The organism is Brucella tritici, from assembly GCF_008932295.1.
In the GTDB taxonomy this organism is placed as follows: domain Bacteria; phylum Pseudomonadota; class Alphaproteobacteria; order Rhizobiales; family Rhizobiaceae; genus Brucella; species Brucella tritici.
This window is the reverse complement of sequence record NZ_WBWA01000022.1, coordinates 12,035-33,335: the sequence shown is the minus strand read 5'-3', so window position 1 is coordinate 33,335 and position 21,301 is coordinate 12,035. Positions and strand designations below refer to the sequence as shown.

The window sequence follows — 21,301 nt, the reverse complement described above, 5'->3', positions numbered from 1 at the left end:
GTAGCTCCGTGTTTACGATACTTGTATTGTCTTTCCGACCGACGGTAGATGTCGGCCGGGTTTTGGCTTTGTTGAACAGTCAAATTTCTCACCAACACAGCAGTTTTCCATCATGAAGCGGGCGAGTTGGCGGAGAGCTTCAAAATCGGCGCTATAGACTATGGAGCGTGCCTCGCGCCGCGCTGCGATGAGTCCTGCATGTTCGAGTTCCTTGAGATGGAAGGAGATGTTGGAAGCGGAAACATTTACGGCATCTGCGATCGCGCCTGCCGCAAGTCCAGCGGGTCCGGCAATAACAAGTTTCTTTAAGACCCGTAGCCGTGTTTGCTGGGAGAGTGCGCCGAACGCGTCTAGAATTTGTTGCTCATTCATTACTGTAACTCAGCTCGCGGGAATATTATGGACAACGTAGTTTCATCAGACTGTTATTGCTCCCCGGACATACCGGTGAACGTTGCCCTTTACTTCGCTTTTCAGGTGGCCCCTCCTTGGGGCGATCTTGAAACAAAGTCGGACATCGAAATTTCAATATTGATTGAAATGTAGAAATAAATGCCTCGATGTCAATGCCTCATGAAGAACTTTGCGAATTCAACGCAACGCAGGGGTGACAAGGGTAAGCCGAACAGAGACCTCGCGCTTGGTGCACCGGAACGCTAACTAGGAATCTCAGGCGATCCTGTCGATACTGGCCGCGACAATGCGGCGACTGCAACGAATGCCACGACACTGATGGCACCAAGACAGGCGTTTGCGATAAGCGCCGAGCTCATGCCTATATTTTCTATGGCGACCGCAAACACGAATGGCGCGCCAGCACCGACTGCCAGCCGAGCCGCGGCCATCTTACCCGTGATTGCGCCATATCCATCCGATCCGAACAAATGGAGCGGCAGGCTACCCTGTGCGATGCTGTTGATGCCAGAGCCAAGCCCAAGGCAGATAGCGAAGGCGACCGCGCCCGGTAGCCAGCTATCCGTTACGAGCAGGATCAGGACACCGACGACGATCAGCAAAGCCGAGAGGACGGCAAGTCCCGGCGGTGACAGGTTCTTCCCGAAGACCATATTGATAAGACGGCTCAGCACCTGTGCCGGGCCGAAGATTGAACCAATGACGACGGCAGCCGCTCCGAGTCCCAGCGACCCAAGCATCGGCACCATGTGGGCGAGGATTGCCGCCAGCGAAAAGCCGAGGAGCGCGAATGCAGATGACACAAGGATCATTCCTCGCCGTCGGGCATGAGGAGGGATTGCCCCGATCACCGTCTCACGCTTGCGGACCGATGGATCGCCACTCGATGCAGATCTGCCAACGCGCATGATCCAGAAGTGAAGGGGCATACAAAGAAAGAGGTTCATTCCTGCAAAGACGAGGTAGATTTCGCGCCAGGACAGCCATCCGGAAAGTGCAGCCGAGATCGGCCAGAAAATCGTTGATGCGAAGCCGCCGATCAGCGTCAGGTATGTGATGCTTCGGGAGGCCGTTTTGGGATCGCTCTCAACCAAGGCGGCGAATGCCGCCTGATACTGCACCATTCCGGAGGACACTTCGAGCATGATGATCGCAACGGCGAAGATCGCGACCGATGGCGACCAGGCGCAAAGGGCAAGCGTGAGAGCCGCAAGGGCCGAGCCGAACGTCATGATCGTCGCTGCGCCGATCCGATCCATCTGTTTGCCGATATAGGTAGCTGACAGACCGCCGATGAACAGAGATGCCGAAAATACGCCGAACACTTCTGCAAGCGAAAGGCCGAGGTCTTTCGCCATATTGGGGGCTAGGATGCTGAAGCTGTAATAGAGGGTTCCGTATCCTATGATTTGTGTGAGGCCGAGAGCGGAGACAATCCCCGCAGGAATTTTCGAGTTATGCAACGTCGTCACCCTTTTTGGCTCTGATGCAGCAACCGTCGCTACGCTCGATATTTTCCCTCACTGTCGGATGTCCGGCGCAGCAGTCTTCCATTAGGAATTTGACGAGATCAGCAAGAGCGTCGTAGCGGGCACTGTAGATGATGGAGCGGGATTCCCTGCGTTGGGAGATCAATCCCGACCGCTCCAGCTCCTTCAAATGAAACGAGACGTTTGTCGCCGACACGCCCATGCGTTCCGCAATGGCGCCAGCAGCCATTCCTTTTGGGCCAGCAATGACCAACGCACGGATAATGGCGAGACGTGTTTCTTGCGACAGCGCAGCGAATGATAAAAGGGCTTGACGTTCTTCCATTATTCAACAATCCTTGAATTATTGGATATAGGGATAACCCACATGAACGCAATCGACAAGCCCACGGATCGTCATCGACGTCCGCGAGAGCGAAATGATGCGATCCGGATCAGGCGGAGGCGGAGGGTGGAAGGTTAAGCCCCACTGGCGCAGGCCGACCATTCGCACCCTTGCCGATGGCCGGAAGATTCCCGTCTCACCTTGTTGGGTCAATGCACAGGGGGATATCCCGCCGCCAGCTCGCCAATATGTGGTGAAAATGTAGGTGCGGAAATTCCGCATATGTTGCTTGACAAATGTACGGAATTTCTGTACTTAATACCCATGCACACGGTCATTGAAACACCCGCCTATCTGTCATCCGCCAAGGATGAAAATGTGAGTGAGGAGGAGCGCAACGAGATTGTGTCCTTCCTCGCGTCGAATCCGGACGCGGGCGATATCATGGCCGGCACAGGTGGAGCGCGAAAGGTCCGTTTTGGCGGTCGCGGCAAGGGAAAGAGCGGCGGCTATCGGATCATCACCTTCTATGCCGACGAGGATATTCCGGTGTTCTTGCTCGATATCTACAGCAAGGACACGCAGGCGAACCTATCGAAGGCAGATCGAAACGAGCTGCGTAAAATTCTGACAGTCCTTCCGCAAATATGGAGGGAAAGCGTCAGTGAACAGGTGAAGAAACTCAGGAGTCGAAAATGAGCAAGGCAGGATCACGAATTTTGCAGGGCGCACGGGAAGCTCTTGCTTTTGCCAAGGGCGAGGCCGATCCGGCGGAATATGTTATTCATATCCCGCCACAGGTGGACGTTCGCGCCATCCGTCAGAAAACCGGATTGTCCCAAAAGGCGTTTGCCGCCCGGTACGGATTTTCCTTCGGTCGCGTCCGCGATTGGGAACAGGGCCGGTCCAATATCGATGCTCCGTCCCGCATCCTTCTCACCATCATCGAGAAGGAACCGGAAGCAGTTGAACGGGCGCTTTCCGCAGCCTGACCGGAGGTGCGGAAATGCTGATAGTGAAACTGGATAAGCGCTTGGCAGGTAAGCCGGTAGCAACGAGAGGAGAAAAGCCATGGCACTAGCTCTCAAGCAGAAGGCCCCGGCCATCACCGCCGATGAAATGGAGCGCCGTCGCAAGATGGTTCGCAGCGCATTTCGTTCGAACGCTATGGAAGGTCTTCGCCCGAACCCGGCATGCCAGCCGGTATTTGACGCGTTCATTGCTGGCGAGATCGAGCTTGACGAGATGATGCCGCGCGTTAAGTCCATTCTCGGCATCCAGTAGGCATGTCGTTTACGCTCGCCGACGGCGAGACCCTTCGAAACAAGATAGGGGCCGAGACACACGAGGCGCTAGAAGCGGCCGAGCACCCGGTTCTTGCGATCCGGCTTCTCGAACTGCGAAGCGGTCTCGGCCCCGAACCCACTTTCGACACGGCCCATCTTCAGGCGCTTCATAAGCACCTGTTTCAGGACGTGTTTGAATGGGCGGGCGAGCTGCGCCATCATCCATTCACTTTCGCTGACGGTACGCAGGCCTCAATGCCTGCCATGCACAAGATTGGCGGTAAGGATTTCGCGATCGGCAACGAGATCGACAGAGGCTTGAATAGCCTCATGTCGGATCTCGAATCCCGCAACTTCTTGCGTGGCCTTGATCGCGAAACCTTCGCAACGGAAGCGGCCGACGCCTTCGCCCGGATGAATTCCATCCATCCTTTTCGCGAAGGCAACGGCCGGACTCAGCGTGAATTCTTCGCGGCCCTTGCCGAAAGGGCAGGGCATCCGCTCGAATTCGGTGTGATTTCCGACGAACGCATGACGTTCGTCTCAGTCGCCGCCCATGAACGCGGCGACCTGGCGCCCATGCGTCGCATGTTCGCGGAAATCACCGACCCCGATCGCGTGAACGCGCTCGAGGTCGCGCAGCAGGCTATTGAGCGCTTCCGCCCTGTGCAGGCCCCGCACGTCACGGCCTGGGACGGTATCTATATGGCGACGACCGAACCGGGGCAGGATTACAGCGGCGTCTTCAGCGGTGCGGCTGGTCGCAACTTCATGATGCAGAGGGATGATGGCGCGATCATCATAGGCAATGTGGTCGATCTGCCGGAGCCGCGACCGGAATCCGGCGCGCGGCTCTCCTTCGCCGCTTCTGATCCTCGCCAACTCCAACCGGCGCATGAGCAGGCGCAAGCGCCGCTCATTGCCGCCGTTACCGATTGGCCGCGAAGCATCGATGAGACCGTGGCGGACAGGATTTCGGCCCGGCCGACCATGCAGGCTGCGAAAAGCCGCCTTGAGACGGCGGTCTCAGCAGTCTGGCAAGATCCGCAAGCGGTCCTTGCCGAACTGCGTAACCGCATCGAGGTTGAACGCCGTCCCGTTTCCGAATTTGCTCAGGAAATGCGAACCAATCCGGAGGCCTTCGGCTCGCTTCACGGCAACCGCAGCCTTTTCGGTCGCGATGACGCGATCCGTGAAAAGGCCATTGCCGCCGTTCCGCTCGCCGTCGCTGCGCTCCATGATTTCGGGCAGGTGCATGGCTCCCTGACCGTAGACCTTCGCCGCGACGAAGAGCGCTTTCGCGCTCTTATGCGCGAGCCGGTCAACGATCTGTCAGCCGCCGCCCGCGAGCTGGTCGGCCGGGTTGAAAAGACACCCGCCCACGAGCTGGGCGCAGTGCTCGGACAGGGCGACCATAAGCAAGCCTTGACCGAATTGCGCAGCTTCATCGCCAACATTCGTGACCGCTTTGGCGCTCCCGGTTCGCTGGAGCTCGACCGGGACCGCCTTTCGCGTGCGATTCCGAATGCTTCGCCGGAACGGCTTGAGGCGTTCACGGCGGGCTTTTCGCGCGCGCAGTTCATCGTCTCACGCGCAGAAACCTTCGAGCAGGCCAACACCCTGCAGGCGGCTCACAGCCACCAGCAGGGACATGAGCAGGGCAAGACTTTCGAGATGTAGCAGATGCGGTTGATGCTTTATGCGGCATTTTGCTAAGTATCGCTATTCCCGTCAGCTATAACGAGGTTTCCGCTTATGAAGTTCACCTACATCGCCTTTGCCATGGTCGCCCTTGCAGGCTGCACGACCGCCCAAAAAAGCCCTTATGACCTGACCGCAGTCTGCCTCACTGACGAAGGAAAACCGGTTTCCAAGGGCATGACCTACAAGGGCAAGACATGCGGCCAGTCGGACATGCCGATCGCTGACGGCAAGCCTACGCCGCTCGTCTGGCGATAAATGGGAGGGGAGGGGACATGAAATCTTGCCTTGTCATCGTAGCCGCCCTCTCGGCGCTCAGTGCCTCGACAGCGATCGCGCAAACCTTCGAGACCGTCGATAGGAGCCCGGCCGGCGATCGTTTCGAGAAATCCGCCAACTTCGACATTCTCGGTATTCACCCCGGCGATACGATAGAGGACGTAAAGACGAAGCTGAAGGCCGAATTTCCGGACGGTCGTGAGCCGGAAGAAACCCGGCTGAAGGGATCGGTATCAACGCCTGAAGGCGCACGCGCCGAGATTGAGTTCGTCAACGAGATCGCTTCTGGAACTAGTGACGGAAAGAATCAGGTCTACGTGAATTTTGCTTCCGAGGTCTACGATAACAGAGCGCTTTCGATTCGTCGTATCGTGGGATTTGAGACCTTTACGACCGCAGACGTTTTCCGAAAGCAAGTTGCCGAGAAATACGGTCAGCCTTCTATTGTCGAAGATGAAGGCGGATTCCTCAAGCTATACTATCTCTACGCGAATGGCCGCTTGGTCTCGGATACCGAAGCTCCCAAAACCAAGGAAAATTGCAATCGCGTCAACGAAGGAAGCCTTTGCGATTTTGTAGAAGTCCAGCGGTCATCCGATAATCGAAACATTGAGATCGCGCAGAAGCCATGCGCAGCATTCTTTCACAGTCAATGGCAGTACTTAGGGAAATATCAGGTTGGGGAGCGAAATTCTGTTATTAAGGATGACCGGTGCGACGGGATCATGGTCGTCAGCATGAGCACATTCCAGCCCGAACTAAACTCGGCAGAATTCACCCTTGTCGATGTCAAGCGGGCCTATGGTCATCAGACCGCCCTGGATGCTGCCATAGAGGCCAAGTTGAAGCAGGGCGTCGATATGGACAAGGTTGCCAAGCCGCGTCTTTGATCTAATTGCACAGGCGCTATAATAGCATGATTGCACCGCCACCTGTATCTGACGCTCCAATTGACGTCGATCACGCATTGAACTTTGCTTTTTTTACAGGTGCGGTGTTAGCCGTGCTTTTGACGCTGAGCGCTGTTATATGCATCCAATGGCTTCGACGGCTCACGCGATGGATTTGGTGGCTCTATACACCGCAAGGACGGCGCTCCACCGCGAAACACGAAGCCGGTCACGCCCTTGTTGCATCAGTTCTCGGTGCGGAAATTGTGGGCGTATCTGTTTATCGCAGGGCAGTTGATGGCGACCTAGGATTGTCCGTTCATAGAAATCCATTGATTGCTGCAGATACGCTTGAGGATGTTTGGCAAATGTTGGTCAGAGAAATAGCCGTCTGTTTGGCCGGGGGAATGGCAGAGCGGAAATGGTCAAACATTGATGCTGTAGCTTACTCAATGGGAGCGTCGAAGGATTTGGCGAAAGTGCAGGCCATGGCCTCACTCGCGAGATTCATTACACACCGCCCTGATCCAGAGAGCGAGATTAAGAAGGCCTTATACGACGACATTCAGACGCCAAACTGGCAAAGAGCGATAAATGATCTGGCAAGCGCGCTTTTGAGGTCAAACGGAGCAGGTGTTACCTCTCTTGCGGTTGCTAAGGTCGTGGATCAATACATGTTGCAGCTACCTATGGTAAGATCGCTCGCGGAAGCCCGAAATACCACAAACGATCCCAGGAACACCGTCATCCCCTGACGATCACCGGCGCTCCGATCGGCACGCGCTCATATAGATCGATCACATCACGGTCAAACATGCGAATGCATCCACTCGATACGGATTTTCCGATCGAACTTGGATCATTCGTGCCGTGAATGCGATAAAGCGTGTCCCGACCGCCCTGGAACAGATAGAGCGCGCGAGCGCCAAGAGGATTCGCCGCACCCCCTTGGACACCGCCCGCTAGTCGGCCCTTGCCGTCAGGATCGGCGGCAATCATGTTCGCCGTCGGCGTCCACTTAGGCCATTCTTCCTTGCGGCCGACTGTCGCCCGCCCGCTGAAACTGTGGCCTGCTTTCCCGACGCCGACCGGATAGGTGAGGGCTTTGCCGCCGCCCTGTATCAGCAGCAGTTCATACCGGGATGGCTCGACAATGATCGTTCCGGCCGGCTCGCTTGTTTCATAGTCCACTGTCTGTCCGCCTCGGTTCGAAGGTGCTGGCCGATCCAATCCAACCCGCTCCGTTTCCGAGGAAGCACAGCCAGTCAGCATCGAGCCGGCTGCGAGCAAGAATATCCGTCTGTTGAATTTCATAGGTTACGACCACTTCTGAATTTGACATACGTTAGCTGCCGACCATGGGAATGGTGCAGACGGACTAAGCGATGAGCACTGAATTTCCCGGCGCTGCGTCCCCTGAGTGAAGAACCTTTGCGTAAACTCCAAGGCATGGAAATGCCCCGACATCTGGTATGTCCACGCGGTTCTGCGCATGGATTGCTCGTAATACATCTGGTTTCGGCTCAAGCCCGAGACCGTGAGCCAAAGTCGGCACGGCACATCTAGGCGTAGGCACCATGATCTCCAGCACTGCGCTGCCGATCTGCAATTTCTGGCCTGACCAACTGTTTTCGATGAAGGGATTGGTGTCGGAACTATCGATCACGATGTTGGGCCGATATCTTTCCGCCTCCAGCCCATCGAGGTTTGCCTTGCGCGAAATTTCTTCCAAGGAAGCGACAGTGACGAGATGCACGGGCGCAAAGTCGTAAAAACCTCCTTCCGGGGCGGCTGCACCAATTTCTCCCACATCCAAGGCAACATCGGCATCAAGGCCGTGAGCCAGCACTTCTTCCGGTCGTGAGCGTTCAAACTGCATTCCGGGCCGGCGCTCGGATACCAGCGAGACGTGGCGTCCGAGGAAGCTGGACAGAGCTGGATCAATATTTGCCGAGTTCGAATGAATGGTGTGGCCATTGGACAGAGAGATTGCCAATGTGCCAGTGTCTTCCGAAAGCTGAGCCGTGAGCGATAGAAGGGACCGCCAGAGCCTTGGCCTTTTCGCACTGGCGATTTTCCCGCTTTCCCTATCCAACACGGCAAAAGCCCGGTCGCCATATACACCTGTCTTTGTCAGCACCGCGTGCTGAAGCTCTTCACCAAGGGCTGATTTCAACGGATATCGACGAAGGCGTCGTATTTTTCCGATTCTCTCCATTTCTCCGGCTACTCCCTGAGATTCTTTGCCACCAGCATGACTTATGAGCGCTTTGGTCCCTATTCCACCGTCCACGCTTCTTTGCCAGATGGTGGTTCGAAGCCCCGGATGTAGCGCCGCAAACGCTCATCTGTAATTGGAAAGGCCGCGTTAGCATCTTGGCGGGAGGCCCTCGCGATCAACCGCTCGCGCAAGACCTTCTCTGGAGCGTTCATATACACGAGTTGGCAGTGATGATCGTTGCGCTGCACAAGCTCACGGTAGTCGGCCCGTGCTTTGGCGTTCCAGAAGCTAAAGTCGATTACCGCCTTGGTTCCGTGCCGCAGCATTTTGACAAGCTGCCGACGCAGGCTCTTCTCTACTGACGCTTGCAGGTCGGGATAATCGTGCTCTGAATAGTCCACACCAAATCGACCGCTTGTGCGCCAGATCTCCTCATCTATGGATAGCCGTTGGCAGCCCATCTTCTCAAGCGCTTGGGCGAATGTGGTCTTCCCTGATCCTGAGATCCCGCACATCATGAAGACGATACGGGGGTGAGCCTGCATGAGCGTGCGCGCGCACTTAAGCGCCTCGTGATGGTCCATCAGCTTGTCTTCTCCGATATTCATCAAAATAGCCGTTGGAAATCGCCCAAATTTACGCGCATGCTGTTACGCATTGTGCGAGCAACTCAGGCGACTTCGCGAAGTTCAGCGTTCTTGCAACGCCAATCGGACACCTAATGCGCAGTAGATTCCACCGACCACCTTACCCTGCCATTTCAGCACGATCGGGTTGCGGCGGAGAAAGTTGCCGAGACTTGCGGCTGACACGGCGAAGATCACCGTGCTGAGCAAGCCCAGAAGCACAAAGACGATGCCTAGCACCATCAGTTGAAGTGCAACGGAACCATTCTCTGGATGGACGAATTGAGGCAGGAACGCCAGGAAGAATAGCGCAGTCTTCGGGTTGAGCACTTCCGCCAAAATGGCCTGCCTAAATGCTTTCTGCGCGGTGATCGGAAGTGCTCTGGCGGCGGTCGGATCCGAGGGAGTTTTCGCTAAGATCGCCTGTATGCCGAGATAGACAAGATAGGCTGCACCTACATATTTCACGATGCTGAACAGAGTAGCCGATGCGGCGATCACAGCAGAGATTCCGATGATGGCCATGAACGTGTGAACAACGTCACCAGCCGCGATACCGACGCCGGTCGCGATACCGACCTTTGTGCCCGAGCTGGTCGCCCGCGCGACAGTTAAAAGTGTTGCAGGGCCAGGAATGAAAACGAAGCCAAGTACGATTGCGTTGTAGGTAATTAGTGTAGTCAAGTCGATCATATGGCGATTCCGAATGATGTTGAAGTTGGCAGCCGCTGAACTCCTATCCTGCACGAAAGCCGACAGGCAGCAAACCACCCCTACTGCGACACTCCCCCCAAGTGCCTCCGCTGCACTCATCTTCTGAGCGCTATAGGAAAGGTTCCGGTGTTAGCTAGTCTTTCAGTTCGAACACTTCGGAATTATCAGCAGGTTCTCGTAACCCTTTGAATGAGGCGTGGCGTAGTCTTGGCTCGCGCGTCCATCCGCGATATTCGATTTCCGCGAAATAGCGTGGTTCGGCAAAGATAGCATTCTTTCGCTTCAGAGCCACAGGGGCCTTTCGAGCCGAAATCCTGTCCAGTATGGTTTTCAGATCGCGCGCGGACTTATGTGTGAAGCCGGTTCCGACGCCACCGACGTAGACCAGTTCACCACTCTTGCGAGCCGCAAGCAGCAGACGGGCGACTCCGCCGCGCATCGCTTCCGACGGTTCGTAGCCGACGATCGCGAATGTGTCGCTCTGCACGCATTTGATCTTTTGCCATTCGCCATGACGGCCGGAACGATACGGACGATCGAGACGCTTTGCGATAATTCCCTCGAGGCCGAGTTCGCAAGCGCGCTCGAGGAGCTGGTTCCCATCCGCATCAATCGATTCAGAGTAGCGTATTATGCCTTCACGGCCGTTCAGTACCTTTTCGAGCGTCTGCCGCCGCTTGGAAAGGGGCTCGTGCGTAAGATCGCGACCGTCGAGATAGAGAAGATCGAAGGCGAAGAATATGGCCTCACGGGCAAAACGCCTGCCGCCACGTCCGCCGAGAGCTTGCTGCAGCAAGCCGAAGTCAGATCGGCCTTGTTCATCCAGAACGACCGCCTCGCCGTCGAGGATCATTGTATCGTGGCCGAGTTGCTGCGCATCGTCGGCAATGTGTGTGAATCTTGGCGTCCAGTCGTGTCCTCCTCGGGTCAGCACCCGGACGCCATCAGGTTCGACATGGACCGCAAGGCGGTAGCCATCCCACTTGATTTCAAATGACCAGTCCGGCCCTGCTGGTGGTTTGGACACAAGCAGCGCAAGGCATGGCTCGATGCGCCGGGGCATCGGGTCGCTGATCTTGGTTCGTGTTCTCATACCGCTCAAGTGCTTCGCCATGCCGCCCTAACGCTCGAAGAAGCGATTTGTCTCAACGCGATAATAGCGGAGCTTGCTTCGCAAGCGTGTTGATCCCCTTCAGGGGGAAAGACCGTGCGGCCGTCTCTCCCCCGCAATGGCGAAAACCGGTCTCCCCATCCTTCCGCGGGCGAGCTCGCCGGCGATGCCGGCGAACTCGCCCTTGTGCAGGACCAGGTGTGCGGATTTTGCGCGTGTCCGCGCGGATCCTCGCCACCTGTCCCTTCGGGTGGGTGATCCCCCTCCGGTTTTCACCATTGCCCCCCTCTCTCGCCGGTCGGATCGCCGACTGCTCGGGAGCAGGAGCGGGGCTCCTGCCCCTTACGGGACAGGAAGACCGCTTCGCGGGAAAAGGGAAATAGGAGATAACATCATGACCGATACCAACAACATCACAGTGCCGCTCAACAAGCTCGACCACGACCCCCGGAACGTGCGCCAGACCTACGAGGCGGCAGAAATCGCGGAAATGGCCGCTTCCATAAAGGCGCGTAATTTCCGGCTGATCCATAACCTTGTCATTCGTCCGGGCGAAAAGAAGGGCCGCTATTTCGTCACCGCTGGCGGTTTGCGTCTGGCTGGCCTCAATCTGCTTGCAGAGCAGGGCGAAATCGGAAAAACCCATGGCGTCGATTGCGGCCTGTGGGATGGCGAAGACGCGACCGAAATCAGCCTTGCCGAGAATTTCGTCAGAAAGGGGATGCATCCCGCCGACGAATTCATGGCCTTCAAGACCTTGGCCGACGAGGGGAAAAGCCCTGCCGAAATTGCAGTACGTTTCGGGACCACGGAGCTAAACGTGAAGCGCCGCATGGCGCTGGCTCGCGTGTCGCCGGTCCTGTTCGATCTCTTCCGCAATGGTGAGATGAGCTATGACGAGCTTGCAGCCTTCACCATCACGGATGACCACGAACGGCAGGAGCAGGTTTGGAATAGCCTCGCCAGTTACAACCGTTATGCCCACACCATCAAGCGCATGCTGGCTTCCGAGGAAATCCCGGCTTCCGACAAGCGTATCCGTTTCATTGGCGGCTTGGATGCCATTGAAGCGGCTGGCGGGACCGTTCGCCGCGATCTGTTCGACGGTGAGAGCGGCGGCTATGCCACCGATTCCGGCCTAGTCGAAAGGCTGGTGCTCGAAAAGCTCGAAACCGAAGCCGAAGGCGTCAAGGCTGAGGGCTGGAAATGGGTTGAAGTTCATTCCGCACAGCCGGACGACATTTACAGCATGAGCCGCGTCTATCCGGAGCCTGTAGATATTAGCGCAGAAGATCAGGAGCGGCTTGATCAGCTTGCCGAGGAATATGACAGCCTTGCCGAATTGATCGAGGCAGGAGACGCCGACGAGGACGCCGAACCGAAGCTTGAAGCCATCGAAAAGGAAATGGACAGCCTCAAGGACCGGCAGGAAGCCTATAAGGCGGAGGATTTGGCGCGCGCCGGGGCGATCGTTTGCCTCGACTACTACGGGCGGGCAACCGTGCATCGTGGCCTTGTCAACGATGAGGATGAACAGCAGGAGCAGGAGGAAGGCCAGCACAGCGGCGAGAATGAGGGTAGTAGAGAAAGCGAGGCGGCGCCGATCAAGCTGACCCATTCGGCGGCATTGGTCGAGGACCTGACAGCGCAGAAGACCGCTGCCCTTCGCGTGGAACTGGCCGACAATCCCGATATAGCCCTCGCAGCCGTGGTTCATGCCCTGCTTTTGAGCGCGGTCTACCGCTATGCGAGTGAACACACCGCCTTGGAAATCAAGCTGACCTATCAGCCCTTGGAAGGGTCCATGAAGCAGCCCGAAAACAGCAAGGCCGGGATTGCGTTTCAGGAGTTGAAGGAACGCTATGGCGATCATATCCCCGGCAATCCCGCCGATCTATGGGAATGGTGCCTTGATCAGCCTCGCGACCAGTTGCTGGTCTTGCTGGCCTTCGCCGCCTCTCATAGCCTCAATGCCGTGGAAGCAAAATTTCATGGACGCGACAAGGCTCTTGCTCATGCCAACGAAATAGGCCGCGCCCTCAATGTCGATATGCGCAACTGGTTTGAACCGACCGGCGATGCCTATCTTTCCCACCTCAACAAAAAGAGCATCGAGGCTGTGGTTGCCGAGGTGAAAGGGGAAGAAGCCGCGACGGCTATCCGAGCAGCAGGCAAGAAGGCCGAGGCCGTTGCCATTGCCGAGCGGATGGTTGCAAACACCGGCTGGCTTCCCGAACCGGTTCGCATTCCCATGACCGAGGTCGAAGCCGAGCAACAGTTCCCCGAAGCGGCTGAATAAGCCGTTAGCTGGTCGCGCTCCTCTCCGGCGCGGCCAGCTCCCCCAAAAACCCATTAGCGCCCGGCCAGGTATCGAACCTGCCCGGGCGCTTGGCGTTCCGCCAGTTTTCTCATGCCCCTTGTTCGATCCGCGCCGGAGGCGGATCGAACTTCCTCGCCAGCGGGCGAGGGGCGATGCCCCTCGTCCCGATGCTTTCAGCACCGCGCCGGCGCGCAGGCTTGTGCAAGGGCGGCCTTCGGGCCGGGACCGGAGCCACGCGCAGCGGGCAAGGCCCGCGAGCATGGCGAGGACCCATCACTTGCACAAGCCGAGCACTGGTGCATTCAATAACGGCACCACTCCATAGGATCGTGATATCCGCCGTAATAGGTTCGCCCGTGTCCGCTCTTGACCATCAGCGCCGCGACGTCTTCGCCGTCGGCGGTCCGGACAGTCACAAGCACGCGCCCATAGCGGTCATTGCCCCGGCGCTGAAACGTCAGCCCCGGTCTTTGCATAAGCTCCTGGAGCCGCACTGTGGCAGCGTCTGCCATGTTCCGCTCTTTGGCGCAGCGCGCGCCATCGCCAGCTTCAGGAGCGTTCACGCCCTGAAGACGGTATTTGACCCGATCCATCCAGAAAGTATCGCCGTCCACGATGCAGGTGATACGCTTGCCGCGACCGCAAATCGGCCAGTTCGTATCGGCGGCTTGCGCCGACATTTCGCCCGAGGGGAGGGCGAACAGGAGGGGTATACTCAACAGCAGTCGCGGCAATCTCATTCAGAGCTTCCTCTTTGCATTTTCGCTTTATAAAGCAGAATCAACTTTATGCCGCGCATGCAAGGGGGAAGATCGACGCGGCTGCGATAAGCAGCCAAAGGCGGGCGGCGCTGAGCGCCGCCCGCTTCCGCGTCAGTCCCAAGGAATGACCGCCATCAGGGTGTCGTCGTCCTGTCCCGGATAGCGGCCAAGGTTCGCATTCAGCTTCGCGAAACCGGTGTTGACCGAAAGAGTGTAGTATTCGCCGCCTCGCTGGTTCTTCTTCTTCCAGATGCCGCCAACTTCGATCCGGCGATTGCGCGGAGACTTGCCGTAAAGACGGTAGACCGGAGCCGCCGGGTTTTCGCTGTGGACCGGCTCGCCGGTCACGTCGATATCAAAGGTGATCGTGGCGATGTTACCTGCGACCTTGTCGCCGTCGATCTTGATGTAATTCACGAGGTCAGTCATCGGTATTACTCCTCTTTTCGGTTGCCGATGCGGAAACACCGGAGCGAACACGGGACATGCGTCACCCGTTAGGGCCGCAACATCGTGGAGGACGCCGAAAGGCTGGCGAATTTGCTTCGCGAGGAAGCGCCGCAGGCGCGGGGAAATTCGTCAGCGCAGGCGTTGGCGCAGGGCCGTTCGGTCCTAGATTCCGCTCCACAGGCAAACCGAATTGAGCGGAGTAATTAACGTCATGACGGATCGCGGTACGTACATCACGAACGGCGACCCTTGGAAAGCATAAGTTGTATTGCCGCATCAACTTTGAATATGACCATCCGCAGCCTCATGACAATTAGAAAAAAGCAGGGGCGTCTATTGGGCGTCTGCCTTACGGCACCGCCGCTCTATTCGCCGGTTCTGGCGCACCGGCTCACCGAACCAGTCAGGCCGCGCGCCAGCCTACACAACGGCCAGCACCGTCACGCAAGCGTGCCGATCCCGGCCTGTTCCGGACAAGGCGCGCGGCCAGCCTGTTTCGGCCCATTCGGGTAACGATCGGACTGACGCGGAATATGGTCGCTGGCCAAGGCCGCGAAGCCATTGGGTGCGGCGCGATCGCGCCGCAGGTCCCGATCCCACGCGCTGCGCGCAGCCTCGAAGAAGAAGGGCAGTTTCACCGCATTGAGGCCGTCGGGCCAGCGCAATAATGTTCCAATCCTGCCGCGTTGAAACCGGCTACGGCCGGTGGCTTGGAGGGAGCAATGTGCTTCATGCCCCGCTCCTGTGAGCTGCGTTATTCATTGCTGCGTAGACTACCACCCGGCCAGGGGCCAGCAACCTTGTCGGACATGAATTTTCCCCGCGCCTTCGGCGCTCCTCGCGCAACAAAATTCATGTCCGCCAAGGTGCTCCGCTGCGCTGCGCCCCTCCGGGTGCAAGCCCCTGTCCGGGCGTTCGCGTAACTCCGCAATAACGCAGATCACAGGAGCTACCACCATGAAGAATTTTATCCAATATCTCCAAGCCACCGGCCGCAGCCTCCGCACTTTCCTCGCGAAGATCGTCAGTAACTTCTTCCGCCGGGGCAGTATCGCCCTGAAAATCGCGGTGAAACTGCCCTTCTTCTTCGAGGCAGACCTGACGGTCAAAACCGAGTGGGATCGGGACCAGCACCGCTAACGCGGTGCAGCCAAGGCCGCTTCGGCGGCCTTGGCCCTTTCCCGGCCTTCGGCCTCGACGATGCGAGCCGCATAGCGGCTCACGCTGTTAATTAGAGGGGGAGAGATCGGCCGCCGGTCTCTCCCCCGCAACAGGCAAAACCGGTTTCCCCGTCCTTCCGCGGGCGAGCTCGCCGGCGTTGCCGGCGAACTTCCCCTTGTGCAGGACCAGGTGCGCGGATTTTGCGCGTCCCGCGCGGATCCGCGCACCTGTCCCTTCGGGCGGGTGATCCCCCTCCGGTTTTGCCTGTTGCCCCCCTCTCTCCGGTCGGATCGCCGACTGCTCGGGAGCAGGAGCCGGGCTCCTGCCCCTCACCGGGACAGGAAGACCGCTTCGCGGATCAGGAGAGAAAACACCATGCGCAAACAGTCCAAAAGCAGCACCACACAGCCCCGCGCTGACGTTTACGAGCGGATCACCAACCGGATCATTGAACAGCTTGAGCAGGGAACTCGCCCATGGATGCAGCCATGGGGCGCTTGCGGAACGCCGGTCCGCCCGTTGCGGCATAATGGCGTTCCCTATCGCGGTATCAATACCGTGCTTTTGTGGATGGAAGCCAGCGAGCGCGGCTATTCTTCGCCGTTTTGGATGACCTACAAGCAGGCGCAGGAGCTTGGCGGGCAAGTGCGCAAAGGCGAGAAATCGGCCCTTGTCGTCTATGCGAACGCCATCGAGCGCACGGAGACGACAGAAAGCGGCGAGGAAATCGAAAAGCGCATTCCTTTCATGAAAGGATATAGCGTTTTTTGCGCCGATCAGATCGATGACCTGCCAGAGCAGTATTACGCCAAGGCGACCGCGCCAGAAGGATCGGAGAGCAAGGAACGCATTCCGCAAGTGGATGCTTTTTTCGCCAACCTTGGCGCTGACATCCGCGAAGGTGGAAACAAGGCGTATTACCGGATCGATGCTGATTTTATCGGCATGCCGGTTTTTGACGCCTTTGTTTCGGCCGAGGCACATGCGACCACGCTCGGGCACGAATGCATCCACTGGACCCGCCACCCGTCGCGCCTTGCTCGGGATTTTGGCCGCAAGGAATGGGGCGATGAGGGATATTCGCGGGAAGAATTGTGTGCCGAACTTGGGAGCGTTTTTTTAGCCGCCGATCTTGGCCTTGCCATCGATCCCCGCGACGATCATGCCGCCTATATCGCGAGTTGGCTCAAGGTCCTGAACAACGACAAACGGGCGATTTTTCAGGCGGCATCCCATGCAGAGCGTGCCGTTACCTATCTGCATAGCCTTCAGCCTGACGCGGGCGAGATCACAGCCGAAGTTGACGAGATCGAGGAACGTCGCGCCGCTTGAGCGGCGCGGGAAAGGATGAGCCATGGGCACCATTGGAGAATTGGAACAACAGGCAGGCATAGGACCGGCGCGCGAGGAACGCGCCGCCTTCTGGATGCAATTCCGGCATCTCGAAGGGAGAGCCTGCCTTGAGGCCGGAGTTGCGGAGCTGCACCGGATTATTGCGGAAAAGGCGGAGCTTGCTCGCCATGCCATGAAGGAGGACGGCCTATGACTGATTTGGAGACCCTGAATTCTTTCGTGCCGGGATGGAGCGAAATCCCGAACGGGATGATGACGAACCCACATGACGCAGGCGGCATTATCGATTGCACTTTCGTAACCGGCGAATGGTTTGTGATCTTCAATGATGATCGCCCTATGCGGGACGGTTTTGCCACCCGGAAAGACGCCATCGCAGCCTTTATCGAGGCTGCCCGTCCTCAAGTCCGATAGAGGCCGGAGGCTGACATGAAGAATTCATTTCAGTGGAAGCGCTGGAATCTTGGTTACACAAAGGAGGTCATGGGCCGCGATCCTGACAGCCCTTTGACGCAGGCGCTATTATCGTGCTGGCCGCCGCGTATCCAACGGGCGCTAGTGGCCCGGTTCAAATCGCGGGCACAGGAGTTTGTCCCGGATCGACCCGACCAAACCCCTCGAAAGAGGGGGGGCAAGCCGCCCCTCTCTAACTCTCCCCCATGAGGGAAGGGCGGTCCCGCCCCTCCCTCAAACACCCTCCCATGGAAGGGGGTGAAGACCCCCTTCCAAACCATCCCCGGCCCACATGGACACGACGCCTGGTCGGCGCCGTGGTTCTCTTCTCTCTCTGACTGGCCCACGATACGCCCGGCCATCCGGCGTAAAGGACTTCGCGGTCTCCCCCAATTTTTCCGCCGCTTCGATTCTCTCCGCTCTGGAAAAATCGGTTCCCCCGCTCGCCGCATTGCGGCCGCTACGCGGTCCTTGACCCCTCTGGCCTACAGCGTGGGCTCCTTTCGTCAGTTCACGAAAGGAGATCATCATGACCAGAGTTTACGGCGGATGCGTTGAACCCGGTGGCTTCGACCTTGACAATGATCTGGAGGTCGTCGCTTGCCCCGACTGCGCCGGAGAGGCTTTTGAACGCTATTGGGAAACCTGCGAAGGCGGTTCAATCAATCAAAACCATACGATCATCTGCACCGAATGCGACTACGCAGAGGGGGATCTTCCGGACAGCTATTTCGAGGGCCGCGAAGACAATTTCGATCCCGAAATTGACGCGTTGCTCAATGAGATGAACCTTTGAGCCATTCGCAGACAGGAGCCGGCATTCGCCGTCTCCTGTCTTTGTCTTATGGGGAGCCGCGCCGATCGGATCGACCGATCGCCACAGCTTATGAAAGAGGGGCACAGGCCCCCCTCTCAATCTCACCCCATGAGGGAAGGGCGGTTCGCCCCTCCCTCAAACACCCTCCCATGGGAAGGAGGGACGGTTCCCTCCTCCTCCTTCCCAAACCCTTCCACCTCTCCCTGGCAGTGGGTAACAATGCCCGCGGATTCGCCAGCATCGAAAGAATCAGTCATTGATGATGAGTGCCGGAAGTATTCGTAAAGCCGGCCACGATGATGCGATTGCGCTTGTGCGACAATGCGATCCCACAGGCTTCGGGTTTAGGAAAAACCCTTACGACGCAAGCGCTTGTCATGTTGTGACCGGTTCGCTTGAAAGCTGTAGCTCGGAAAATTTCCCGAATCATTTTGCTTTATCAAGCAAATCGGTTAGCGTTTGCGGCTAACGCGATTGCGAGTCGTGTGATTTGGAACGAGGAGAAACCCTAACCCGGAAAAAGTAAACCCCGACGCAGCAAGCTACATCGGGGGGAAAGAATGATCTTAGAAGCGATTGGCGTCGCTCCGAGAGACCTCAAAAACTCAAGTCTCAATCTAAGGCTCCTTTCCCTCACTGTCAATATAGAGCGCAGCTTTTGCGAACGGGTGAGCTTTGCCCGGATTTCAGAAAGGAATCCGATGCAGACCATCGCCAGTTTCAGAAGGGTGACGCCTGGCATTCTTGCCAGCGCTGCCCTTGCCATGAGGGAAGACAACCGCCCCGCGACCAAGGCGCAAGTCGCGAGCGCGTTAAAGAAATGCGCCGGTCGCCTTGGCATCAAGGGCTACCCCTACCAGATCCTCGACACGCTTCTTGCTATCTCCCCGGCCGAGGACTGGACAGAGGGCAAGCGCCCCGTCGTCGCGATATCAAATGCCCGTTTGGCTTATGATCTCGGCGTCTGTGAGAAAACCGTCACCCGCGCCATTCGTTCGCTCGTGGAGGCGGGCATTGTCGCTTATCGCGACAGCCCGACCGGTCGCCGCTATGTAAATCGGGAAGGCGGGGGCAGCTTCGGCCTTGATTTCTCGCCCGCCAGAGCGCGGCTCGCGGAACTGGAAGAACTGGCGAGCGCTCATGTCGATGAGTGGCGATCGATGCGCGAGACGACACGGCAAAGCCAAGGTGTCGCCCGGCAGATCGTCGATGCGCTCGAACAGCTCCGCCGTGATGGTCATGAGACACAGGGTTTCGAGGAGATGTTCAATGCGCACGTAGTCGATTTTCACCAGCAGAGGGCAAATCCTGACTACCTTGCGCAGCTCGTCGACCTCCTAAAGGACGTACTTGCACTGTATGAGCCGTCCGAGCAACCTTCGGGGCCATCGCCACAGAATGATGATTCTGCCGATCAGAGCCGTAAAGAGTCCCCCGCGCAGGACAATTCTGTCCCCCCATATACAACTACAACCCCCACGACATTAGTAAGAAGAGAACGGCATCGCGCTAACGCGCGATCGATTCAGTTTAGTCCTGAGATCGGCTCCGCCGATCAATGGGCTCTCGAAAAAGAGCCTGTGCGAGCGGAACCGTCTGCGCAAGACCGGGAACGTCGTGATGATGATCCTGCAACCACCCTTGAACTGCTACGGCTAGCTTGCCGCCAGCTTCAGGCCGAATATGGCATCAGTTTCTCGTCCTGGCGCGATTTGGAGGGGCAGGCCGACACAATTCGGGCGCTCATACAAATACCGCGCGAAACATGGGTCGCGGGCGTACAGGTCGCCGGCCGGATGAACGCGGCCGCGGCGCTCGCGATCGTGGCTGAGAAGCTGGTGCGGTCCGCCGCGCTGAAGCCGGGCGCGGCCGAGATCGCGAAGCCGGCGCGCTACTTCCTGTCAATGCTGTACCGCTCGCCGAAGGGTGAATTGCACCTCGCGCCGACACTGCGGGCCTTGGCGAAATCTGCCATGAACTAGGGCGCTCGAATTGTTGAAGGCGAAAGGGAAGCCCCCGCCGAAGCAGGCCGGGGGGACGGCGCGAATACCGATGATGGTCATTGGCATCGAGGTCCTGCCGGCAAGATGTAGGGAGCTGTGCACACTTTGCAAAGCCGGCGCTGACAGTTTGAGGTGAAGGACCAAGCTACCGGCCTGGTTCATGTTCCAGATTGCCTACTGTCATTTCGATAGACGGGCGCGAAAGCTGTGTGGCGTTGCTGGCGGCACGGAGCAGGAAGCTTCGGCGCGCGCCGCCTAGGCCATTGATGTCAATGTCGTCGGGACGAGCACTGTGGAAGCCGTGCCGGTCAAAATGCCGGTTTCGGCTATGGAATGAAATGGGACGAGAGCAAAGACATAGCGATCAAATCCCTTTGCATGGCAGCGTTGTCGATCGAATAGGCCACTAGGACCGTCCGCCCGGCCAGCAACAGCATAACCGAACGATTTTCCCCGCGCCTGCGGCGCTTCCTCGCGAACCAAAATCGCCCGCCAATGCCGTCCTCCGCTGCGCTGCGGCCCTTCGGGTGCAGCCCGTTCTTTGTGCGGTCCTTTCTCGTGTCCATCGACAACGCAAGCAAAGGAGATCGCGCAATGTCTGACCTCGTAAACTTCATCCAGATCGACGCCGAAACCGACACGCTGACCGGCAACCTCGCAACGCTGACCTTCGACATCGACATCACCGGCGAGCCGGTTGAGAGCACCAACCCTCAGGCTCCGGTCTACCGGCTTTACGCGAAGTCCCCGCGCAACCGCCGGATCGAAATCGGCGGCATCTGGAAAAAGAAGAACCAGAGGGGCGGCGAATACTATACGCTCACCGTCAACACCGGCTTTGCAAAGCTGAACGCGAACCTGGGCCGCTATCCGGGGCAGGATGACGAAAGCCTGATGGCGGTCATCCCCTGGGATTGATCCACCCG

General features: G+C 57.9%; 26 protein-coding genes. 15 read left to right on the top strand and 11 right to left on the bottom strand.

The features are described from left to right. Positions 1-12 precede the first annotated feature (12 nt). The 3 genes from F9K91_RS19000 to F9K91_RS18990 all read right to left on the bottom strand — a co-directional run bounded on the left by F9K91_RS19000 (position 13) and on the right by F9K91_RS18990 (position 2,229). Positions 13-372, bottom strand: a complete 360-nt coding sequence (locus F9K91_RS19000; RefSeq protein WP_151678460.1) for an ArsR/SmtB family transcription factor — start codon at positions 370-372, stop codon at positions 13-15. Between the two features lie 284 nt (positions 373-656). After that, positions 657-1,877: an arsenite efflux MFS transporter ArsK gene (gene arsK / locus F9K91_RS18995; RefSeq protein WP_151678459.1), complete on the bottom strand. Its 1,221-nt coding sequence runs from the start codon at positions 1,875-1,877 to the stop codon at positions 657-659. Then, positions 1,870-2,229 (bottom strand): ArsR/SmtB family transcription factor, encoded by a 360-nt coding sequence (locus F9K91_RS18990; RefSeq protein ID WP_111793746.1) that lies wholly within the window; start codon positions 2,227-2,229, stop codon positions 1,870-1,872. Before F9K91_RS18990 ends, arsK begins: the two co-directional genes overlap by 8 nt. 282 nt (positions 2,230-2,511) lie before the next feature. Between F9K91_RS18990 and F9K91_RS18985 the strand changes: the two genes are divergently transcribed. The 7 genes from F9K91_RS18985 to F9K91_RS18955 all read left to right on the top strand — a co-directional run bounded on the left by F9K91_RS18985 (position 2,512) and on the right by F9K91_RS18955 (position 7,140). After that, on the top strand, positions 2,512-2,928 hold the full coding sequence (locus tag F9K91_RS18985) for a type II toxin-antitoxin system RelE/ParE family toxin (RefSeq protein ID WP_235913279.1): 417 nt from the start codon (positions 2,512-2,514) through the stop codon (positions 2,926-2,928). Next, on the top strand, positions 2,925-3,221 hold the full coding sequence (locus F9K91_RS18980) for a helix-turn-helix domain-containing protein (protein WP_100560358.1): 297 nt from the start codon (positions 2,925-2,927) through the stop codon (positions 3,219-3,221). Before F9K91_RS18985 ends, F9K91_RS18980 begins: the two co-directional genes overlap by 4 nt. A gap of 79 nt (positions 3,222-3,300) precedes the next feature. Further along, entirely contained in the window at positions 3,301-3,513 is a 213-nt protein-coding gene (locus F9K91_RS18975) for an antitoxin VbhA family protein (protein ID WP_100560360.1), read from the top strand. 2 nt (positions 3,514-3,515) lie between these two features. Further along, positions 3,516-5,195: a Fic family protein gene (locus F9K91_RS18970; RefSeq protein WP_151678458.1), complete on the top strand. Its 1,680-nt coding sequence runs from the start codon at positions 3,516-3,518 to the stop codon at positions 5,193-5,195. A gap of 75 nt (positions 5,196-5,270) precedes the next feature. Further along, complete coding sequence (locus tag F9K91_RS18965; RefSeq protein ID WP_100560365.1) at positions 5,271-5,474, top strand: hypothetical protein; 204 nt, start codon at positions 5,271-5,273, stop codon at positions 5,472-5,474. 17 nt (positions 5,475-5,491) lie between these two features. Beyond that, entirely contained in the window at positions 5,492-6,385 is an 894-nt protein-coding gene (locus F9K91_RS18960) for a hypothetical protein (protein ID WP_100560367.1), read from the top strand. 26 nt (positions 6,386-6,411) lie between these two features. Then, positions 6,412-7,140: a M41 family metallopeptidase gene (locus tag F9K91_RS18955; protein WP_113439535.1), complete on the top strand. Its 729-nt coding sequence runs from the start codon at positions 6,412-6,414 to the stop codon at positions 7,138-7,140. Here the strand turns inward: F9K91_RS18955 and F9K91_RS18950 are convergent. From F9K91_RS18950 to ligD, 5 genes are all read right to left on the bottom strand, one after another. After that, on the bottom strand, positions 7,130-7,576 hold the full coding sequence (locus F9K91_RS18950; protein WP_235913277.1) for a L,D-transpeptidase: 447 nt from the start codon (positions 7,574-7,576) through the stop codon (positions 7,130-7,132). The two genes, F9K91_RS18955 and F9K91_RS18950, sit on opposite strands and share 11 nt — an antisense overlap. A 187-nt stretch (positions 7,577-7,763) precedes the next feature. Then, complete coding sequence (locus F9K91_RS18945; RefSeq protein ID WP_151678456.1) at positions 7,764-8,603, bottom strand: MOSC domain-containing protein; 840 nt, start codon at positions 8,601-8,603, stop codon at positions 7,764-7,766. 59 nt (positions 8,604-8,662) lie between these two features. After that, entirely contained in the window at positions 8,663-9,214 is a 552-nt protein-coding gene (locus F9K91_RS18940; protein ID WP_151678455.1) for a P-loop nucleotide/nucleoside kinase family protein, read from the bottom strand. Between the two features lie 81 nt (positions 9,215-9,295). After that, positions 9,296-9,925 (bottom strand): LysE family translocator, encoded by a 630-nt coding sequence (locus F9K91_RS18935; RefSeq protein WP_113334177.1) that lies wholly within the window; start codon positions 9,923-9,925, stop codon positions 9,296-9,298. A gap of 154 nt (positions 9,926-10,079) precedes the next feature. Next, positions 10,080-11,039, bottom strand: a complete 960-nt coding sequence (gene ligD / locus F9K91_RS18930) for a non-homologous end-joining DNA ligase (RefSeq protein WP_235913294.1) — start codon at positions 11,037-11,039, stop codon at positions 10,080-10,082. Between the two features lie 412 nt (positions 11,040-11,451). On the opposite strand from ligD, the gene F9K91_RS18925 reads away from it, so the two are divergent. After that, positions 11,452-13,356, top strand: a complete 1,905-nt coding sequence (locus tag F9K91_RS18925) for a ParB/RepB/Spo0J family partition protein (protein ID WP_162757279.1) — start codon at positions 11,452-11,454, stop codon at positions 13,354-13,356. Positions 13,357-13,679: 323 nt separating this feature from the next. Here the strand turns inward: F9K91_RS18925 and F9K91_RS18920 are convergent, their stop codons facing one another. The 3 genes from F9K91_RS18920 to F9K91_RS18910 form a co-directional block, all read right to left on the bottom strand. Further along, entirely contained in the window at positions 13,680-14,117 is a 438-nt protein-coding gene (locus F9K91_RS18920) for a thermonuclease family protein (protein WP_151678454.1), read from the bottom strand. 132 nt (positions 14,118-14,249) lie between these two features. Further along, positions 14,250-14,567, bottom strand: coding sequence for a DUF736 domain-containing protein (locus F9K91_RS18915; RefSeq protein ID WP_100560273.1), 318 nt, complete (start codon positions 14,565-14,567; stop codon positions 14,250-14,252). Positions 14,568-15,028: 461 nt separating this feature from the next. Beyond that, entirely contained in the window at positions 15,029-15,253 is a 225-nt protein-coding gene (locus F9K91_RS18910) for a hypothetical protein (protein WP_151678453.1), read from the bottom strand. A gap of 292 nt (positions 15,254-15,545) precedes the next feature. Between F9K91_RS18910 and F9K91_RS18905 the strand changes: the two genes are divergently transcribed. The 7 genes from F9K91_RS18905 to F9K91_RS18875 all read left to right on the top strand — a co-directional run bounded on the left by F9K91_RS18905 (position 15,546) and on the right by F9K91_RS18875 (position 21,293). Continuing rightward, positions 15,546-15,728: a hypothetical protein gene (locus F9K91_RS18905; RefSeq protein WP_100560277.1), complete on the top strand. Its 183-nt coding sequence runs from the start codon at positions 15,546-15,548 to the stop codon at positions 15,726-15,728. A 396-nt stretch (positions 15,729-16,124) separates the two neighbouring features. Next, positions 16,125-17,081 carry an ArdC family protein gene (locus F9K91_RS18900; RefSeq protein WP_151678452.1) on the top strand — a complete coding sequence of 319 codons (957 nt, stop codon included), beginning with the start codon at positions 16,125-16,127 and terminating at the stop codon, positions 17,079-17,081. Positions 17,082-17,103: 22 nt separating this feature from the next. Then, positions 17,104-17,295, top strand: coding sequence for a hypothetical protein (locus F9K91_RS18895; protein ID WP_100560281.1), 192 nt, complete (start codon positions 17,104-17,106; stop codon positions 17,293-17,295). After that, positions 17,292-17,516: a hypothetical protein gene (locus F9K91_RS18890; RefSeq protein ID WP_100560283.1), complete on the top strand. Its 225-nt coding sequence runs from the start codon at positions 17,292-17,294 to the stop codon at positions 17,514-17,516. The genes F9K91_RS18895 and F9K91_RS18890 overlap by 4 nt, the downstream gene beginning before the upstream one ends. A 568-nt stretch (positions 17,517-18,084) precedes the next feature. Next, the gene (locus tag F9K91_RS18885; RefSeq protein WP_151678451.1) at positions 18,085-18,351 is read left to right on the top strand and encodes a hypothetical protein; all 267 of its coding nucleotides are present in this window, start codon (positions 18,085-18,087) and stop codon (positions 18,349-18,351) included. Positions 18,352-18,932: 581 nt separating this feature from the next. Next, positions 18,933-20,354 carry a plasmid replication protein RepC gene (gene repC, locus F9K91_RS18880; protein WP_151678450.1) on the top strand — a complete coding sequence of 474 codons (1,422 nt, stop codon included), beginning with the start codon at positions 18,933-18,935 and terminating at the stop codon, positions 20,352-20,354. Between the two features lie 615 nt (positions 20,355-20,969). After that, positions 20,970-21,293 (top strand): DUF736 domain-containing protein, encoded by a 324-nt coding sequence (locus F9K91_RS18875; RefSeq protein WP_100560382.1) that lies wholly within the window; start codon positions 20,970-20,972, stop codon positions 21,291-21,293. Positions 21,294-21,301: the final 8 nt, after the last annotated feature.

Bases quoted from the DNA above. Each gene is read 5' to 3' on its own strand.
- F9K91_RS19000 (WP_151678460.1), bottom strand. From the start codon at position 372: ATGAATGAGCAACAAATTCTAGACGCGTTCGGCGCACTCTCCCAGCAA.
- F9K91_RS18990 (WP_111793746.1), bottom strand. From the start codon at position 2,229: ATGGAAGAACGTCAAGCCCTTTTATCATTCGCTGCGCTGTCGCAAGAA.
- F9K91_RS18985 (WP_235913279.1), top strand. From the start codon at position 2,512: ATGTTGCTTGACAAATGTACGGAATTTCTGTACTTAATACCCATGCAC.
- F9K91_RS18980 (WP_100560358.1), top strand. From the start codon at position 2,925: ATGAGCAAGGCAGGATCACGAATTTTGCAGGGCGCACGGGAAGCTCTT.
- F9K91_RS18975 (WP_100560360.1), top strand. From the start codon at position 3,301: ATGGCACTAGCTCTCAAGCAGAAGGCCCCGGCCATCACCGCCGATGAA.
- F9K91_RS18970 (WP_151678458.1), top strand. From the start codon at position 3,516: ATGTCGTTTACGCTCGCCGACGGCGAGACCCTTCGAAACAAGATAGGG.
- F9K91_RS18965 (WP_100560365.1), top strand. From the start codon at position 5,271: ATGAAGTTCACCTACATCGCCTTTGCCATGGTCGCCCTTGCAGGCTGC.
- F9K91_RS18960 (WP_100560367.1), top strand. From the start codon at position 5,492: ATGAAATCTTGCCTTGTCATCGTAGCCGCCCTCTCGGCGCTCAGTGCC.
- F9K91_RS18955 (WP_113439535.1), top strand. From the start codon at position 6,412: ATGATTGCACCGCCACCTGTATCTGACGCTCCAATTGACGTCGATCAC.
- F9K91_RS18945 (WP_151678456.1), bottom strand. From the start codon at position 8,603: ATGGAGAGAATCGGAAAAATACGACGCCTTCGTCGATATCCGTTGAAA.
- F9K91_RS18940 (WP_151678455.1), bottom strand. From the start codon at position 9,214: ATGAATATCGGAGAAGACAAGCTGATGGACCATCACGAGGCGCTTAAG.
- F9K91_RS18935 (WP_113334177.1), bottom strand. From the start codon at position 9,925: ATGATCGACTTGACTACACTAATTACCTACAACGCAATCGTACTTGGC.
- ligD (WP_235913294.1), bottom strand. From the start codon at position 11,039: ATGAGAACACGAACCAAGATCAGCGACCCGATGCCCCGGCGCATCGAG.
- F9K91_RS18925 (WP_162757279.1), top strand. From the start codon at position 11,452: ATGACCGATACCAACAACATCACAGTGCCGCTCAACAAGCTCGACCAC.
- F9K91_RS18920 (WP_151678454.1), bottom strand. From the start codon at position 14,117: ATGAGATTGCCGCGACTGCTGTTGAGTATACCCCTCCTGTTCGCCCTC.
- F9K91_RS18915 (WP_100560273.1), bottom strand. From the start codon at position 14,567: ATGACTGACCTCGTGAATTACATCAAGATCGACGGCGACAAGGTCGCA.
- F9K91_RS18905 (WP_100560277.1), top strand. From the start codon at position 15,546: ATGAAGAATTTTATCCAATATCTCCAAGCCACCGGCCGCAGCCTCCGC.
- F9K91_RS18900 (WP_151678452.1), top strand. From the start codon at position 16,125: ATGCGCAAACAGTCCAAAAGCAGCACCACACAGCCCCGCGCTGACGTT.
- F9K91_RS18895 (WP_100560281.1), top strand. From the start codon at position 17,104: ATGGGCACCATTGGAGAATTGGAACAACAGGCAGGCATAGGACCGGCG.
- F9K91_RS18890 (WP_100560283.1), top strand. From the start codon at position 17,292: ATGACTGATTTGGAGACCCTGAATTCTTTCGTGCCGGGATGGAGCGAA.
- F9K91_RS18885 (WP_151678451.1), top strand. From the start codon at position 18,085: ATGACCAGAGTTTACGGCGGATGCGTTGAACCCGGTGGCTTCGACCTT.
- repC (WP_151678450.1), top strand. From the start codon at position 18,933: ATGATCTTAGAAGCGATTGGCGTCGCTCCGAGAGACCTCAAAAACTCA.
- F9K91_RS18875 (WP_100560382.1), top strand. From the start codon at position 20,970: ATGTCTGACCTCGTAAACTTCATCCAGATCGACGCCGAAACCGACACG.